The organism is Giesbergeria giesbergeri, from assembly GCF_054779375.1.
On record NZ_BAAGYJ010000003.1, the window covers coordinates 16,129 to 31,354 of the forward strand.

Sequence of the window (15,226 nt, forward strand, 5' to 3'; positions counted from 1 at the left end):
ATCTCACCCATAACGCTTATGTCGCTGCTGCACCGTTGGAGTTTGCTCCAGAAATTCATGATTCTTGGTGCCATCGGGTTGCTGATGGGGGCCTTGCCTACCTTCTTGTATGTGGAGCATGCACTGCAAACGATTGCAGATGAGCGTATGGAAGTGACGGGCGCTCCGCCACTGATTGCACTGAACAAGGCCGTGCAATTGATGCAAATACACCGTGGCTTGTCAGCCAGTATGCTCAGCGGAGACGAAGGGCTGGGTGCTCGTCGCCCAGCGGTACGCGATGCCTTGGCTAAGGCATTGGTACAGGTGGATGAGCGTTTTGCCGCAGCAGCGATGCCGGCAGTGCATGTGGCTGCTTGGGACAAAATCAAACAAACTTGGCAGGCACTGGAGCCACAGGTGGCGGCGCGCAGCCTGACGCCACCACAAAGCACAGCACAGCACACCCAGTTAATTGCCACTGTCATGCTACTGGGTGAAGAGGTGCGTTATGTCTACAAGTTGCAGATGGATCCTGATGCAGACACCAACGCCCTGATCCAAGCCACTCTGGTGCATGCTCCGATGTTGAGTGAGAAATTGGGCATCATGCGGGCCCAGGGGTCGAGTTTTCTGGTGCAAGGGGTGTTGTCACCCGCAGGGAAAAGCACCTTGCAAGCCTTGCAGCAGCGCGCTGGAGAATTGCATGGAGAGACCTTTCGTAATTTTGATCGGGCTATGGCCGCCCATGCAGAATTTCGCCAAAAGCTGGAAGGCCCGACCCGTGATTTGAAGGCGCGCATCGATGCAACGCGCCAAATGGCAGACCAAAACTTGATCCATGCGGCCAGTTTGCAAATGCCTGCCAAGGATTATTTTGATGATTTCACCCGCACCATCGATACCTTGTTCAAGGTCAATGACTTGGCGATGGAGGCACTGGAGGTCAGGCTGCAAGAGCGCGCCGAGCGCCAGCAGTTGACCCTGCTTGGGGTGGGTGCTGTGCTGTTGTTGATATTGCTGAGCACCGTTGTGCTGGCCATTGTGTTTGTGCGTTCCATCACCCAGCCTTTGGCCCAAGCCCAAGCCTTGGCCCGTGCTGTGGCCCAAGGAGATTTGGCAGGGGCTGATCTGCCGTATGGAAGCAACGAGGTGGGCCAGTTGATTGATGCACAACAACAGATGCGTGCCAAATTGCGCCCAGTAGTTGCCCAAGTGCGCCGCAGTGCCGAGAGCTTGGCCACTGCCAGTGCCGAGATCGCTCAGGGCAACAATGACCTGTCCGCCCGTACCGAGACGCAGGCTGGAGCCTTGGAAAAGACTGCTTCATCGATGGAGCAACTCAATGCGACCGTACACCAGAATGCAGAAAGCGCCCGCCAAGCCAACCAAGTGGCTGAGAGCGCAACCCAAGTCGCTGTGAAGGGCGGGGCTGTAGTGGCCCAAGTGGTTCACACCATGGAGGCGATCAACAGCTCCTCGCGCAAGATAGCCGACATTATTGGAGTGATTGACGGCATTGCCTTCCAGACCAACATTCTGGCGTTGAACGCAGCGGTAGAGGCGGCGCGGGCGGGAGAGCAGGGCAGGGGTTTTGCGGTGGTGGCGAGCGAGGTGAGGAATTTGGCGGGGAGGTCGGCAACGGCGGCGCGAGAGATTAAGGATTTGATAGAGGCGTCGGTGGGGAATGTGAGTGCGGGGTGTACGTTGGTGGAGCAAGCGGGCAGCACGATGGACGAGATCGTGGTGAGTGTGCGCCGGGTGGCCGACATCATGGGCGCCATCAGTGCCGCGAGCCAAGAGCAGTCCACTGGGGTTTCTGAAGTCAGTACGGCCATTACGCACATGGATCAGGTCACACAGCAAAATGCCGCCTTGGTAGAAGAGATGGCCGCCGCCGCTGCTAGTTTGCGCGGTCAGGCAGAAGGTTTGGTGCAGACCGTATCTTTGTTTCGACTCGATTCATCCCACAATTCAGAGCCTGGGGTGGGCTTGCGCTTGGGTGTCGAAAAATAAATATCAGTGCACAGGAGAATTTGGCCCATAATGGCTTGGCTTTTCTGCCACAGCAGAGAAGCGGTTAAGTTAGCGGTGATTGGTCAGTTTCGCGTCTTTGAAGTCGTCACAGGTTTGTTGATTGCGTCGGGCTCCATCGCGTTTTATGTTTTTTCGGGAGTCCTTCATGGGCAACAAACTTTACGTGGGCAACCTGCCCTACTCTTTCCGCGACCAAGATCTGGAGCAAACTTTCAGCCAGTACGGTGCTGTTGCTAGCGCCAAAGTCATGATGGAGCGCGACACCGGCCGTTCCAAGGGTTTTGGCTTTGTCGAGATGGGCAGCGATGCTGAAGCCCAATCCGCCATCCAAGGCGTGCATGGTCAAAATTTTGGTGGCCGTGATCTGGTCGTCAACGAAGCCCGTCCTATGGAGCCCCGTCCCCCCCGCAGCGGTGGTTACGGCGGTGGCAATGGTGGCGGCTACGGCGGCGGTGGCCGCAGCGGTGGTGGCTACGGTGGTGGCGGCGGTTACGGCGGTGGCCGTGGCGGTTACTAATCCCCAGTCTTGACCTTTGGCTTTCGGGCCGGAAACAAGTACTTCAAAAGAGCCTTCGGGCTCTTTTTTTATGGCGTTGTTAAAAAGACACACTACAGCTTGTAAAAATCCTTGCGTTTTGCCCATTTCCCCGGGACATAATGCTACTGCGGGCGGCGCTCGTATTGGTTTTGCGGTGATCCTGTAGTGGCGGGCGCAGCGTATCCTGAGGGTGTGCTGACTGAGTTTTCGGGGCTCCATCGCGGTGTCAAAAGTGTTTTTTAGGAGTCCCTTGATGGGCAATAAACTGTATGTGGGCAACCTGCCCTATGGTGTGCGTGACGATGATCTGGCCCAGGCATTTGGCGAGTTTGGTAATGTGACCAGCGCCAAGGTGATGATGGAGCGTGATACAGGCCGTTCTAAAGGCTTTGGTTTTGTCGAAATGGGCAGCGATCCTGAAGCCCAGGCCGCCATCAATGGCATGAACGGCCAGTCTATGGGTGGGCGCAACATTGTGGTCAACGAAGCCCGTCCGATGGAGCCTCGCCCCCCCCGCAGTGGTGGTTATGGCGGTGGTGGCTATGGTGCTCGCACTGGTGGCGGTGGCTACGGTGGTGGTGGCCGTGAAGGCGGCTACGGCGGCGGTCGCGAAGGTGGCGGTGGCTACGGTGGCGGCAACCGTGAGGGTGGCTACGGCGGTGGTCGTGAAGGCGGTTATGGTGGTGGCAACCGTGAAGGCGGCTACGGCGGCGGTGGCTACGGCGCCGCCCGTGGTGGTGAGAGCGGCGGCCGCACCGAAGGGGGCTTTCGCAGTCCTTATGGCAATGGCCCCCGTGGCCGGGGTGGTCGCGATGGTGGCGGCTATGGCGGTCAGGGTGGTTATTGAGATCTAGTGAGCAGGCCCATAAGCCCAATAGGCTAAAGGGCTGCTGCACAACCAAAGGGCACGTTGTTTGCGCAACGTGCCCTTTGGTTTGTGGTCCCACGCAGGGGCGCCTTAGCGTCGTGGTGGCATCAAGGTGCCGCGCACCCGGCCTCGCAGTTGCAACACTTGCTCCAAGTGGTCGTATTCCATCGTATCGGCGGTAAATTGGTCTTGGCCCCGCGTCAGGCGCACTGGCAGGTGAGAGCGTACCCGTTCAGACTGGGGCCACAGGTGCAAAAATTCACCACGAAATTCCATGGAGGGGGAAGATGCAGCCGATGGCCCTTGCCGGGTGATGAGCGCATTGCCAAACAATTGGATTTCGGAGCCATCACCATTGCTGAGGGCCCGATCTGCACGGGCTTGTGTTTGTTGGCCTTGGAGGGTGCGGGCCTGGATGCGCACTTGGTCAATTTCCAGGGTGTCGTTGCCGGGGTAGTGTCGTGCCATCTCGCCTTGCACCTCACTCTCGAGCCGGCCTGTGGGGTCAAAGCGTTGTACAGAAAACTGGCGCATGAAATAGTCTGGCCCAGATGAGGGCACTTGGGCGGCGGCAGTGCCAGGGGCTTGTGGTGCATTGCGCACCAGCCACCAGGTGCCCAGCGCGAGCAGACCCATCAGCAGCACAGGCAGGTACATAGAGACGCTGTCCCAGCGCCGGTGCAGGGCACTGCTCATGTTTGGTAGGCTGCCAGTAGGCGGCGGTAGTGGCCGCTGGCTATGAGCAACAAGTCGCACCATTCGCGCACGGCCCCCTCTCCGCCGGGGGCGGTGGTGGTGTAGTGGGCTTGGGCGCGTACCTCGGTATGGGCTTGGGCGGGGGCGCAGGCGATGGCACAGCGGCGCATGACTGGCAGATCGGGCCAATCGTCTCCCATGGCCGCTGCTTGTGACCATTGCAGGCCCAAGGTGCTCAAAATCTCTTCTGCTGCTGGGCGCTTGTCTTCGGTGCCAAAAATGGCGTGTTCAATGCCCAAAGCCCGCAGCCGCAGCCGCAGCGGAGCAGAATCGCGGCCCGTGATCACGGCGGGGATGATGCCTGCCTGTTGCAATAACTTGAGGCCGTGGCCATCGAGCGTGTGGAACCGCTTGAGGGTTTCGCCCTGTTCGGTGATGTACAGCCCCCCATCGGTGAGCACGCCATCGACATCAAAGAATGCTACCCGCACCCCTTGGGCACGCAGCAACAATTCGGGAGCAAAAACAAGAGTAGGTGCGGACATGGCGGCCGCCTTTCAGATGACTTTGGCGCGCATCAAGTCGCCGATATGCACCATGCCTGTGAGGCAGTCTTGTGCGTTGAGTACCAGCACGCTGGTGATGCCGTGCTCCTCCATCAGCACGGCCGCATCTACGGCCAAGGCATTTTCTGTGATGGTGTGGGGGTGGGGGTGCATCAATTGGGCCGCAGTGGCACTGCGCAGGTCGGCCCCCATCTCCAAGCGGCGGCGCAGATCGCCATCGGTGAAGATGCCCAATACCTGACCATCGGTATTGACGATGGCCGAAGCGCCCAACCGTTTGGCACTCATCTCGCGCATCAGGGTGCTGAAGCTGGCTTCAGGGGCGACGCGTGGCACTTCGTCGCCGCTGCGCATGATGTCGCTGACATGGGTTAGCAGTTTGCGTCCAAGAGCGCCGCCGGGGTGTGAACGGGCAAAATCTTCGGCCCGAAAGCCTCTGGCGTCGAGCAGGGCTACGGCCAAGGCATCGCCCAGCGCCAACTGCACTGTGGTGCTGGCAGTGGGGGCCAAATTGAGCGGGCAGGCTTCGCGCTCCACTTGGGTGTCGAGTACCAGATCGGCATGTCGGGCCAGGGTGGACTGGGCTTGCCCAGTCATGGCCACGACAGTGACCCCTAGGCGCTTGAGTACGGGTAGCACGGCGTTGAGTTCGGCACTTTCACCACTGTTAGAAATTGCCAACAGCAGATCTTGTTGGGTGATCATGCCCAAATCGCCGTGGCTGGCTTCGCCAGGGTGAACAAACAGGGCGGGGGTGCCCGTAGAGGCGAGGGTCGCCGCTATCTTGCGCCCTACATGGCCGCTCTTGCCCATGCCCATCACCACGATGCGCCCGCGCGTGTGCAGCATCTGTTGCACCGCTTGGGCAAAGTGCTTATCCAGGCGCTGACCCGCCGCCCGTAGGGCAGCAGTTTCGATGTCAAAAGTTTCTCGGCCCAAGCGGAGAGCTTGGTCGGCGTCAAAGGGGCGCGGGGCGCCAGAGGCAGCTTGCATGTGCCGATTTTATCGGTCACACCCAGGGGCTGGGCTAGGATTCGCGCATGTCCTCACTTGCCTTGACTTTGCTTTATTTATTGGCCGCCGTGTTGGGGGTGGTTGTTTGCCGTAGCCTCAAACTGCCCCCCATGCTGGGTTACCTGACCGCCGGTATCTTGATTGGCCCCCATGCACTGGCCTTGGCGCAGAACTCGGAGAGTGTGCGCCATCTGGGCGAATTTGGCGTGGTGTTTTTGATGTTTTCGATTGGGCTGGAATTCAGCTTGCCTAAGCTGCGGGCGATGCAGCGCGATGTGTTTGGCTTGGGCCTGCTGCAAGTGCTGCTGACGATGGTGGCGGGCTTTGGTGGTACTTTGTTGTTGGCCCAAGGGCTTGCAGGGGTTTGGGATGTAGGCTGGCAGACGGCACTGGCGTTGGGGGGCACGCTAGCCATGAGCAGTACGGCCATTGTGGTCAAGCTGATGGCTGAACGCGCTGAGATTGAAAGTGAGCATGGTCGGCGCATCATGGGCATTTTGTTGTTCCAAGATTTGGCGGTGGTGCCACTGCTGGTGTTGATTCCGGCATTAGCGGCCTCGCCAGACAATTTGCTGCCTGCATTGGGTTGGGCTTCACTCAAGGCGGTGGTGCTGGTGACGGTACTGCTCACGGGGGGGCAGGGGCTGATGCGTTGGTGGTTAACGCTGGTGGCACGGCGCAAGAGTGATGAGCTGTTCATGCTCAATCTGTTGCTCATTACCTTGGGCCTGGCATGGCTGACTGAGCTGGCGGGGCTGAGTCTGGCGTTGGGGGCTTTTATTGCCGGGGTGTTGGTCTCAGAGACTGAATACCGACACCAAGTGGGCACTGATATTCGGCCTTTTCATGATGTGCTGCTGGGGCTGTTTTTCATCACCATTGGCATGATGCTGGACTGGCACATTCTGGTGGAGCAGTGGGCGCTGGTGTTGGGCTTGTTGGTGGTGCCGCTGTTGATCAAATTGGGCGTTATTTTGCTGCTGGCGCGGGGGATGGGGGCCACCACGGGGGTGGGGTTGCGTGCTGGGCTGTACTTGGCGCAGGCGGGGGAGTTTGGTTTTGTGCTGTTAGCCCTGATGCACGAGCATGGCCTGTTGCGCCCAGCATTGATGAATCCGATCTTGGCAGCGATGGTGTTGTCGATGTTGGCAACGCCGTTCTTGATCATGTACAGCAACCAGATTGTGATGAAGCTGGTAGCCAGTGACTGGATGCAGCAATCTATCCAAATGACACAAATTGCCCGCAAGGCCATTGATACCAGCAAGCATGTGATTATTTGTGGCTATGGCCGTTGCGGTCAGAACTTGGCGCGGATGCTGGAGCAAGAAGGGATTCCCTACATGGCGTTGGACTTAGACCCCGACCGGGTGCGCCAAGCTGCTGCAGCGGGTCATTCGGTTGTCTATGGCGATGCCACGCGCTTGCAGGCGCTGGTGGCGGCTGGGCTGGTGCGTGCCAGTGCTGTGGCTGTCACCTATTTGGATGTGCCTGCAGCATTGAAGGTGTTGGCCCATACCCGCAGTCATGCGCCCCAAGTGCCTGTGGTGGTGCGTACGCAGGATGATTTGCATCTGGATCGCTTGCTGGCAGCAGGTGCTACCGAGATCGTGCCAGAGGCCATTGAAGGCTCACTGATGTTGGCTAGCCATGCTTTGGCCTTGGTGGGGGTGCCGATGCGCCGGGTGATCCGGCGGGTGCAAGATCAGCGCGAGGCCCGCTATAACCTGCTGCGTGGGTATTTTCATGGGGCCGATGATGATACGGTGCAGGAGCGTGATCAAGAGCGCCTGTCTACCGTGACCCTGCCCCCAGGCGCTAAGACGCTGGGCCAACCGTTGGGGGAACTGGCTTTGCACGCCATGGGAGTACGGGTGGTGAGTTTGCGCCACGGCAATGGACGCATTGCCCTGCTGGCCGACACCTTGGTGTTGGCAGCGGGCGATACCTTGGTGCTGTCGGGCCACCCGTCGGCCTTGTTGGGTGCGCAGGACAAGCTGTTGCGCGGCTGAAAAGGCCGAGGCGGGAGCGGCTTAGCGCAGTTCGCCGTATTGGGTGCTGCTCAGGTCGGGGCCACGGGCATCGACAGGCATTTCGGTATCGGCAAAGCCGGTGTCGCTGACAGGCTGACGCAGTGGCCCAGAATGCACCGAGACCCCCAACGGTACATTGCTGGCGGGGCGGGCGGCCGCCGCACTGGCCAAGGCCCGTTTGAAGGCCGCCACCTCTTCGGCCTCGATGGGGTCGAATCGGGTGCCGTGGGCGGGCGTATGGACTGGTGTCACCACCGGGGGCGGAACGGCCACTGGTGGTGGGGTGACATGCACTGGCAGCTCTGGGGCGACAGGGACGGGGGCCGCAGCGGCCACCGGAACGGGGCGGGGGCGGTGTGCAGGCCGTTCGGGGGCTGTGGGAGCGGTTGGACGGCTGGGGGCTGGGGCTACAGCAGCTGCCCCAGCCTTTTGGGGCAGGCCCACTGCTACATGGTCGTTGATGCGCCAATACACCGCTGTGACGGCAATGTCGTAGCGGGCCTTGGCTGTTTGGGCAATTAAAGCCTCAATTTCACTCAGACGGGCGGTTTCGCCGCCGTATTCGCGGGCCAAGTCCATCATGATCAGGAATTGACGGCCCTTTTGGTCGAGCGACAGCACCTTGAATTTGTAGCTGGCCGAGAGCACCCCGGCACGCACCATTGCATCGCGTACGACGATATAAAGCAGCTCGCGCCGCTCCATGCGCTCATTGACGCGGTTGGCTGCATGTTCGGTGGGAGCCGGTTTGAGCAGTGGCTGACCATCGGAGCCTGGCACCAGGGGTACGGTGGCGTCAGCATTGAGCAAGCCAGCCGCATCGCTTGTGCGCGGCTTGGCCGGGGTGGATTTGCGCGTGAACCAGCTCAACAAGGACATGGCATTCTTTCTTCGGATAGCACCTGTAAAAATCCGGAAAGAGTGTACTGTGACTGCTTGGCGGTAGGAGTTCTCATTACCGTGGATTCTGCGTTATCTCAAGGCTTGCCCAAGCTTCTAGGTGGCAGCCACGCGGCGGCGGCGGTTGCCCAGCCGTTTGGACAGCACGGCGCCTGCTGCCATGCACAGGGCCAGCGCAATGGCGGGTTGGCGGTTGGACAATTCGGTAAAGCGCAGCGCAGGCAAAGCCCATAAACGGCTGGGGGCTGCGGCCTGCACGGTGGCGCTGCGTGGTCGGTGTGAGAAGAATCCCCCTTCTCCCACGATAGAGCCTGCGCCGACCATAGCCATACGCAGGCGCTGTTTGTCGTCTTCGTAATGCACACTGAGGTTGCCGCTCTCTACCAGATACAGGGTGCGGTCGAGCACACCTTTGGCAAACAGAATCTGGGAAGCCTCTAACGCATGGGGTTGCAGGTAGGCCGACAAAGTCTCCCACTGCGCGGGCGTGAGTGGGTTGCTCAGGCTGTCTTCAGCGTTGGCTTCTGCAATGGCCTTGACCAGTCCTTGCAGAGTGGGGGGATTTTGCGGAAGGTAGGTTGCGTTCATGGTGCAAAACCAAGGGGGCGAACCTTGGGCCACAAAAGTGGGTAGATGATGGATGAGATCATGCTACGTGTCGGCGGATAGGGCAATGGGCCACACCGGTGGCAGCAGTGCAAGAGAGGGCGCCATCGTGAACCATAGGGATCGGTTGGTGGGATGGCGCACAGTATCCACCCGGGGCAGGAAGGGTTATTTCTCGACGAAGGCGCGTTCGATCACAAAGTCGCCCGGCGTGGTGGTGTTGCCTTCCTTGAAGCCACGCTGTTCCATCATTTCTTTCAGGTCTGCCAGCATGGCGGGGCTACCACACAGCATGACGCGGTCGGTCTCGGGGTTGAGCGCAGGCAGGCCTATGTTTTGTGGGAAGGTGCCGTTGTTGATCAGATCAGTGATGCGGCCCTGATTGCGGAAAGGCTCGCGCGTGACAGTGGGGTAGTAAACCAGCTTGTCCTTGACGATATCGCCCAAAAACTCGTGCTCGGGCAGTTCTTTCTCAAACAGATCGTGGTAGGCCAGCTCTTCCACCTGACGTACACCGTGCACCACGATCACTTTGTCAAATCGTTCGTAGGTTTCGGGGTCGCGGGCTACCGCCAGCCAGGGGGCCAGGCCGGTGCCGGTGCCGATCAGGTACAGGTTCTTGCCAGGCAACAGGTAGTCGATCAGCAGTGTGCCGGTGGGTTTTTTGCCAACGATGATGGTATCGCCCACCTGGATGTGTTGCAGGCGTGATGTCAATGGGCCATCTTCGACCTTGATAGACAGAAACTCCAGATGTTCTTCGTAATTGGGGCTGGCGATGGAGTAGGCGCGCAGCAGGGGCTTGCCGTCTACCCGCAGGCCGATCATGGTGAAGTGGCCGTTGGAGAACCGCAAGGCAGTATCGCGGGTGGTGGTAAAGCTGAAAAGTCGGTCAGTCCAGTGGTGGACAGACAGCACGCGTTCTTCAAGAAAGGCGCTCATGGTGGATAGGCGAAAAAAGTAAGGAAACGGGCTTGTTGGTGCGGGAAAGTGTGCGAGCACAGCCGTTGGCAGGACTGTTGAACACTTTCTTCAGGGAAAACCCGTCCATTGTGACATTTCTGCTCACAACCACAGGTTAGGTGCTTATGCCTGCGGTTGGGGGTTGAGGCGTGGCTGCGCACGCAGCATGAAGAAACACAGGTTCTCGACCCTTTGGCGTGCCCAAGGCGTTCTGCGTAGAAATTTCAGGCAGGATGCCACGTTGGGGGGCTTTGAAAGCAGCGTACCGGGATGCGCTAACCCAGCTCTTGCCTACTGTAATAGCTCGAGAGTGGCCTTACCATCGCTTTGAGAGCAATGGTAACGGATTGCGGGGCTGCTATTGGGAGGTGTAGAGTTGGGAAATCTTAGAAGTGTGTGCCATCCCACGATCTAGGCAAGAGCTTTGAGCAGCAATTGGGCATGATGCTCATCGCTAACGGCTTCCCACGCAGCAAGGAGCTGTATGTGAGCTTCCTTACTGATTTCTACAGCTACTGCAAGTCCTTCTTCTTCCTCAGGTGCTTGCACAATCTTGCCAACACACTCGATGGCTTTGAGGATCGCTGTGCTCACAGTAGTGGAGTCGAGGGAACCAAGTTTGCTTCTAAGTGCCTGTGCCGTCGCTGTCGAGATCCACAAACGGATGGTTGTTGAATTGACAGGTTCACTTTGAACGCGGAAATAGTAGAGATTTTTGTCTGATGGAGGCGGTACGTCAAAGTAAGGTTGGATTTTGATGCCTGCACTGGTGGTCACGGAGTAGCGTTTCTTTTTCGTGTCTTTGTCGAATATCCAAAGGCTTTTGCTGGCCTTGCGCGAGCCTCTCACAGGTGTGATGTTCCATTCGGCAGTAAATTGTTCCGGATTGGGCGGCAGCATCCGCTCTTCGAAGTAGAGGAACTCTGTAAGGTTATCTTCCCAAATCAGCCAGCCGGTACGCATATCTGGTGTTCGGTGAGGGGCGGCCTCTTTGACACGGTTGGTGCGCTCTTGAATCAACTCTGCATATTGTTGGAACACCTCATGCATGACATCGTCAGCATGGCGCGATGTGTCTTCAATGCGAATGGAGCGCGTTGCTGCTGGATGCATCAGCGAAGTGCCACAAACAGACTGGATAGGCTTATTACGAAGCCCTGGAATACGCAGGAGCTTCATCTCTAGTCCGAGGCCTTGATGGTTAATATCGATGTGTAGGTTACTCCATCCTCCATCAGGGATATTTTTAGCCAAGCAGTAGACACGGCTCCAGTCTCCTTCTTCCAGCTTCCTCCCCATCATCGATGCTACTTGTGTGGCAAGCCATCGTTTCGCTAGTTCTTGTTCTGTGTCTGTAAATGCTTGTAAATAGGACATATTACGTCACAACCTTCTTGGTTTTGAGGATGTCAGATGCTTGGAGTCTGAACGTAGCAAAATCTAGCGTTCTGCTGTGTTGCAGGAGACTGTCAGCTAGGTATTCGCTGTAGAGCGTGCGGTAATCGAAATCAGCGTTTCGTGTGACATGTAGGTATTGCAGCATGGGAACAATGCCACTACGGCGCTCCAAAAAATCCTTCACGGAGATTACGTTCGTAACCTCGATCATTGTGGTTTTTGGGCTTGTGGCTTGGGGCTTGTGGCAATGGAGCATGAGATCAGCGCCTGCGGCGTTGTCGCTGACGAATTGCTTGAATGTACCGTGTTGTTTGTCGAAGATATCGACTCTCTCGATAATGAAACCAGCATCAATAATGGCATGCCTAATACGATTCCAGATGTTTTCGGCAGAATTCATGAAAACGAGTACGAGCCAATGACCAGGCCGTAGAACACGATAGCATTCTTGAAGGCTCTGCGTCATCAATTCTTGATATTTGCTTGCATCTTTCTTTTGAACCCGGTTAACAATTGCCTCGTTTGTGGCATCTGTATAGAATTTAAGCCACGACTCCCAAAGTATGTTCATCTCGCTGTAGTTGATATTAGCTCCAAAGGGAGGATCGGTGAAAATAAGGTCAACACAGTTATCTGGAAGAAAGGAGAGATTGGTTGCTGAACCTGTGTGGACAAGGCTACGACCCTTGTAGGACTGGGCGGTTGTCTCTAGGTGGTCAACGATGGAACGTGCTTTACGTTCGAAGGTCAGAAAAATGTTGGCTTCATTGAAAATGTAGGGGACATTAAAATTTGCGGTGTTTCCGCTACCACCCCAAAATCTGTATTCGGAGAGTTTCGTCACGCGCTGATAAAGGGATGTGAATACAAAGCCGAGGAATGCTGCGATGTTGGTGTCTTCCACTCTGTGGATCATCTGCCAAAGCTGACTCATAGCTGCAAGATTTCTAGTGGTGTAAAAATCTTTGACGTTGGTCAGGCCATGTCGCTTAGGCTGTGCGAGGTTCACGCCATCGGGCAAATCGAAGTCTGGCAGGAAGTCCGCTGCCACAAATTGATTGGCGTGTATCGATGAGATGAGTTTGAGATCGGCATCGCTGGGAGGAACCTCTGATTGAATCTTGCTACAGCACTTGTAACCCACAAGGACAGGAACTGGGGTTGTGCGGGCAAGACGTGATTTCTTGATCTGTTGCTTGCAGTGAGGGCACGGAAATTCACGCAGAAACTTGTGTTCGCGAACGGTCTCGCCATAGCTGCGGCATTCGTCCCAAAGTACGAATTCCCTACTACACTGGGTACAAATCACCTTATATGACCAGACGGTGAACAGTAGCTCAGTGTCTTTGGCACATGTGCGACACTGCGTTGTATAGAGTCTTTTTCGCAGTTCAGCCAGACTGTTGGTAACCGTCTTGGCTGCTGCTGCGAGGGCTGCTGGGTTGCATTGGGACGTGAAACGATCGGCAATGAAGCTAGCTGCTGGCGAAAGTTCATTAAGAATAACATCGTGTCCTGTCGTCAGTGCTGCAACGCCTGTCATTCCACTTCCTGCGAAGGGATCGAGTACCAACCCGCCAGCGGGCAGGTAATTTCGCAAGACTTGGGCTATGCCCTGTGGCGGTACTTTAGTGTGGTAAGTGTGGGCATCGTAGGTGTAGGTGTTTTTACCAGCGGAAACTCCATTGGCCACTGGTTGGTCAACAGTTTGTGCGGCCTCAACGTGTTCTAACAGGATTGTTCCAAGCTCCTGCTGTGCTCTGCCCCAAAATGGTCCCTGTTTAAGCCGAGAAAGCAGATACGGGCCTGGATCGTCTTGTATTGCGATTACGCCTTCGAAGGTGTTTGCTTCAGAAACTGATCGGATGCCACGTGAGGCGAATGTGCGATTTACATTGAGGCTGGTGAGGTCGATTGTGCGACCTGCTTTGATATCTGCTATCAGATGTTGTAACTGTGTGATGATATCTGCGCTAGGTTCAATGTCTCCACGTTCCCACCGAACGACCGAGAAGTAGGATGTACCGAGGTACTGTGCTAAGCGATTTTGATCGAAGCCGCTTATCTGGAAAACCGCCTCCAATATTTTTTGAATGGTAGTTTTGTTGCTCAAGAATTGATGCTCACTCTGTATTCTATGGTGATGATCCGTTGTTGCCATAGTTGAGGGTGGTATCAGCCAACGGAAAAAGCCGATTTTTAGGTGTTAATTAATTGCCTCTTTTAAGAATTGCTGTTGGCACAAGAGATGTAGAAGTAGGTGTGGTTTGATTGGATGAATATTGTATTTTATAAAATACAATTGGATAGATTGTTTTGAAGTGATATTGCTCAGTAGTGATTAATGAGGTTGATTCCCTCTTTAGTAATTTGAGGGTCAGCTGTTGGATGTTGATTGATGATGATCAGTTTGTTATATTTTCAAATAAGTAATTATTTGAATTTGTGTTTTTGGTTTTGTCTGAACATCGATTCAGATATTTCTTTGTTATTATTGTCTGGTGGTTCGTTGTTTTGACACTGTCTACACAGTGCCCAAGACCATGCTGCGTTGCAGGTGTGGCAGCAGGTATGTCATCGAAATGCAATTCCAACATACTTGATACGGTACCAGTCATTGTTCCTGTACGAAGTACCAGAACTGACCCCGATTCTCGCCATCATGTAAGAGTTTGCTTAAGGCAGGGTGTGTATGAAGGCGTTGTTGGAACAATGGCACACCCGTCTTGCTCTCATGGCCCCGAGCGGGATTGGTTGGGTAGATCAGTTATGTGACATCACAGAGCACCTATGCTGTGGCTAAAAGATGCCAATACAGGCGGTGGTCAGACCACAAGAAACTGCATCATTTATGCCACGCTGAGGCCCGCAGCCAGCGCCACATATTCGGTCACGGGGACTTCTTCGGCGCGGCGTTGCACATCGAATTGGCCTGCAAAGCCTTGTTCGTCTAGCCAGCGTCCTAGGGTGTGGCGCAGCAGTTTACGCCGTTGGCTAAAGGCTACCTGCACCAGAGTCTCCAGCAATTTGGGGCTCAGGGCCACTGGCTCGGCATAGGGCACCATGCGCACTACTGCGCTATCGACGCGCGGGGGCGGATCAAAGCTCTCGGGCGGAACAAACAGCACGTTTTCCATCGCGTAACGCCATTGCAGCATCACCGACAGGCGCCCATAGTCGCTGGTAGCAGGGGCGGCCACCATGCGGTCGATCACTTCTTTTTGTAGCATGAAGTGCTGGTCTGTGATCGCGTCCACAAAGGGCAGCAGATGAAACAGGATGGGCGTGGAGATGTTGTAAGGCAAATTGCCCACCACCCGAATTTTAGGCACGGCCAGTTGTTGGGCTACTTGGGCAAAGTCCACCTTGAGCACATCGGACTCAATCACGTGCAGCTGACCATGCAGCCGTAGGCGCAGCGCCAAGTCACGGTCAAGTTCAATCACGGTGAGGCGACCCAGGCGCTCTACCAAAGGCTGGGTGAGGGCTGCCAAACCGGGGCCGATCTCTACGACTGGCTGGCCGGGCTGTGGGTCGATGGCTTGGACGATGGCATCAATGATGCCGTGGTCAGACAGGAAGTGCTGTCCGAAGCGTTTGCGGGGTATGTGTTTCATCCAAAGCTCAT

The 15,226-nt window shown here is 56.4% G+C and carries 14 protein-coding genes; 4 read left to right on the plus strand and 10 right to left on the minus strand.

Translation table 11 applies throughout. From position 1 onward, the window contains the following. Positions 1-18: 18 nt before the first annotated feature. The 3 genes from ACYVB2_RS08045 to ACYVB2_RS08055 all read left to right on the plus strand — a co-directional run bounded on the left by ACYVB2_RS08045 (position 19) and on the right by ACYVB2_RS08055 (position 3,401). Positions 19-1,995, plus strand: coding sequence for a methyl-accepting chemotaxis protein (locus tag ACYVB2_RS08045; protein ID WP_382432131.1), 1,977 nt, complete (start codon positions 19-21; stop codon positions 1,993-1,995). Positions 1,996-2,161: 166 nt separating this feature from the next. Beyond that, entirely contained in the window at positions 2,162-2,533 is a 372-nt protein-coding gene (locus ACYVB2_RS08050) for an RNA recognition motif domain-containing protein (protein WP_382432129.1), read from the plus strand. A 274-nt stretch (positions 2,534-2,807) separates the two neighbouring features. Beyond that, entirely contained in the window at positions 2,808-3,401 is a 594-nt protein-coding gene (locus ACYVB2_RS08055) for an RNA recognition motif domain-containing protein (RefSeq protein WP_382432127.1), read from the plus strand. Between the two features lie 111 nt (positions 3,402-3,512). Here the strand turns inward: ACYVB2_RS08055 and lptC are convergent, their stop codons facing one another. From lptC to ACYVB2_RS08070, 3 genes are read right to left on the minus strand one after another with little or no spacing between them, the layout of a single operon-like run. Then, on the minus strand, positions 3,513-4,118 hold the full coding sequence (gene lptC / locus ACYVB2_RS08060; RefSeq protein WP_382432125.1) for an LPS export ABC transporter periplasmic protein LptC: 606 nt from the start codon (positions 4,116-4,118) through the stop codon (positions 3,513-3,515). Further along, a complete protein-coding gene (locus ACYVB2_RS08065; RefSeq protein ID WP_382432123.1) occupies positions 4,115-4,663 on the minus strand; it encodes a KdsC family phosphatase in 549 nt (182 codons plus the stop codon). Before ACYVB2_RS08065 ends, lptC begins: the two co-directional genes overlap by 4 nt. Before the next feature lie 12 nt (positions 4,664-4,675). Next, the gene (locus tag ACYVB2_RS08070; RefSeq protein ID WP_382432121.1) at positions 4,676-5,677 is read right to left on the minus strand and encodes a KpsF/GutQ family sugar-phosphate isomerase; all 1,002 of its coding nucleotides are present in this window, start codon (positions 5,675-5,677) and stop codon (positions 4,676-4,678) included. A gap of 47 nt (positions 5,678-5,724) precedes the next feature. On the opposite strand from ACYVB2_RS08070, the gene ACYVB2_RS08075 reads away from it, so the two are divergent. Then, a complete protein-coding gene (locus tag ACYVB2_RS08075) occupies positions 5,725-7,710 on the plus strand; it encodes a monovalent cation:proton antiporter-2 (CPA2) family protein (RefSeq protein ID WP_382432119.1) in 1,986 nt (661 codons plus the stop codon). Positions 7,711-7,731: 21 nt separating this feature from the next. Here ACYVB2_RS08075 and ACYVB2_RS08080 read toward each other — a convergent pair whose 3' ends face one another. The 7 genes from ACYVB2_RS08080 to rsmA form a co-directional block, all read right to left on the minus strand. Beyond that, positions 7,732-8,610, minus strand: a complete 879-nt coding sequence (locus tag ACYVB2_RS08080; protein WP_382432117.1) for a hypothetical protein — start codon at positions 8,608-8,610, stop codon at positions 7,732-7,734. Positions 8,611-8,727: 117 nt separating this feature from the next. Then, positions 8,728-9,219, minus strand: a complete 492-nt coding sequence (locus ACYVB2_RS08085) for a Crp/Fnr family transcriptional regulator (protein ID WP_382432115.1) — start codon at positions 9,217-9,219, stop codon at positions 8,728-8,730. 186 nt (positions 9,220-9,405) lie between these two features. Continuing rightward, entirely contained in the window at positions 9,406-10,179 is a 774-nt protein-coding gene (locus ACYVB2_RS08090; protein WP_382432113.1) for a ferredoxin--NADP reductase, read from the minus strand. A 144-nt stretch (positions 10,180-10,323) separates the two neighbouring features. Next, positions 10,324-10,440, minus strand: a complete 117-nt coding sequence (locus ACYVB2_RS08095) for a VF530 family DNA-binding protein (RefSeq protein ID WP_382432111.1) — start codon at positions 10,438-10,440, stop codon at positions 10,324-10,326. Positions 10,441-10,611: 171 nt separating this feature from the next. Beyond that, positions 10,612-11,577, minus strand: coding sequence for a hypothetical protein (locus ACYVB2_RS08100; protein ID WP_382432109.1), 966 nt, complete (start codon positions 11,575-11,577; stop codon positions 10,612-10,614). A 1-nt stretch (position 11,578) separates the two neighbouring features. Further along, positions 11,579-13,711: a DNA methyltransferase gene (locus tag ACYVB2_RS08105; protein WP_382432107.1), complete on the minus strand. Its 2,133-nt coding sequence runs from the start codon at positions 13,709-13,711 to the stop codon at positions 11,579-11,581. Between the two features lie 736 nt (positions 13,712-14,447). Next, positions 14,448-15,215: a 16S rRNA (adenine(1518)-N(6)/adenine(1519)-N(6))-dimethyltransferase RsmA gene (gene rsmA, locus ACYVB2_RS08110; RefSeq protein WP_382432105.1), complete on the minus strand. Its 768-nt coding sequence runs from the start codon at positions 15,213-15,215 to the stop codon at positions 14,448-14,450. Positions 15,216-15,226: the final 11 nt, after the last annotated feature.

Bases quoted from the DNA above. Each gene is read 5' to 3' on its own strand.
- ACYVB2_RS08045 (WP_382432131.1), top strand. From the start codon at position 19: ATGTCGCTGCTGCACCGTTGGAGTTTGCTCCAGAAATTCATGATTCTT.
- ACYVB2_RS08050 (WP_382432129.1), top strand. From the start codon at position 2,162: ATGGGCAACAAACTTTACGTGGGCAACCTGCCCTACTCTTTCCGCGAC.
- ACYVB2_RS08055 (WP_382432127.1), top strand. From the start codon at position 2,808: ATGGGCAATAAACTGTATGTGGGCAACCTGCCCTATGGTGTGCGTGAC.
- lptC (WP_382432125.1), bottom strand. From the start codon at position 4,118: ATGAGCAGTGCCCTGCACCGGCGCTGGGACAGCGTCTCTATGTACCTG.
- ACYVB2_RS08065 (WP_382432123.1), bottom strand. From the start codon at position 4,663: ATGTCCGCACCTACTCTTGTTTTTGCTCCCGAATTGTTGCTGCGTGCC.
- ACYVB2_RS08070 (WP_382432121.1), bottom strand. From the start codon at position 5,677: ATGCAAGCTGCCTCTGGCGCCCCGCGCCCCTTTGACGCCGACCAAGCT.
- ACYVB2_RS08075 (WP_382432119.1), top strand. From the start codon at position 5,725: ATGTCCTCACTTGCCTTGACTTTGCTTTATTTATTGGCCGCCGTGTTG.
- ACYVB2_RS08080 (WP_382432117.1), bottom strand. From the start codon at position 8,610: ATGTCCTTGTTGAGCTGGTTCACGCGCAAATCCACCCCGGCCAAGCCG.
- ACYVB2_RS08085 (WP_382432115.1), bottom strand. From the start codon at position 9,219: ATGAACGCAACCTACCTTCCGCAAAATCCCCCCACTCTGCAAGGACTG.
- ACYVB2_RS08090 (WP_382432113.1), bottom strand. From the start codon at position 10,179: ATGAGCGCCTTTCTTGAAGAACGCGTGCTGTCTGTCCACCACTGGACT.
- ACYVB2_RS08100 (WP_382432109.1), bottom strand. From the start codon at position 11,577: ATGTCCTATTTACAAGCATTTACAGACACAGAACAAGAACTAGCGAAA.
- rsmA (WP_382432105.1), bottom strand. From the start codon at position 15,215: ATGAAACACATACCCCGCAAACGCTTCGGACAGCACTTCCTGTCTGAC.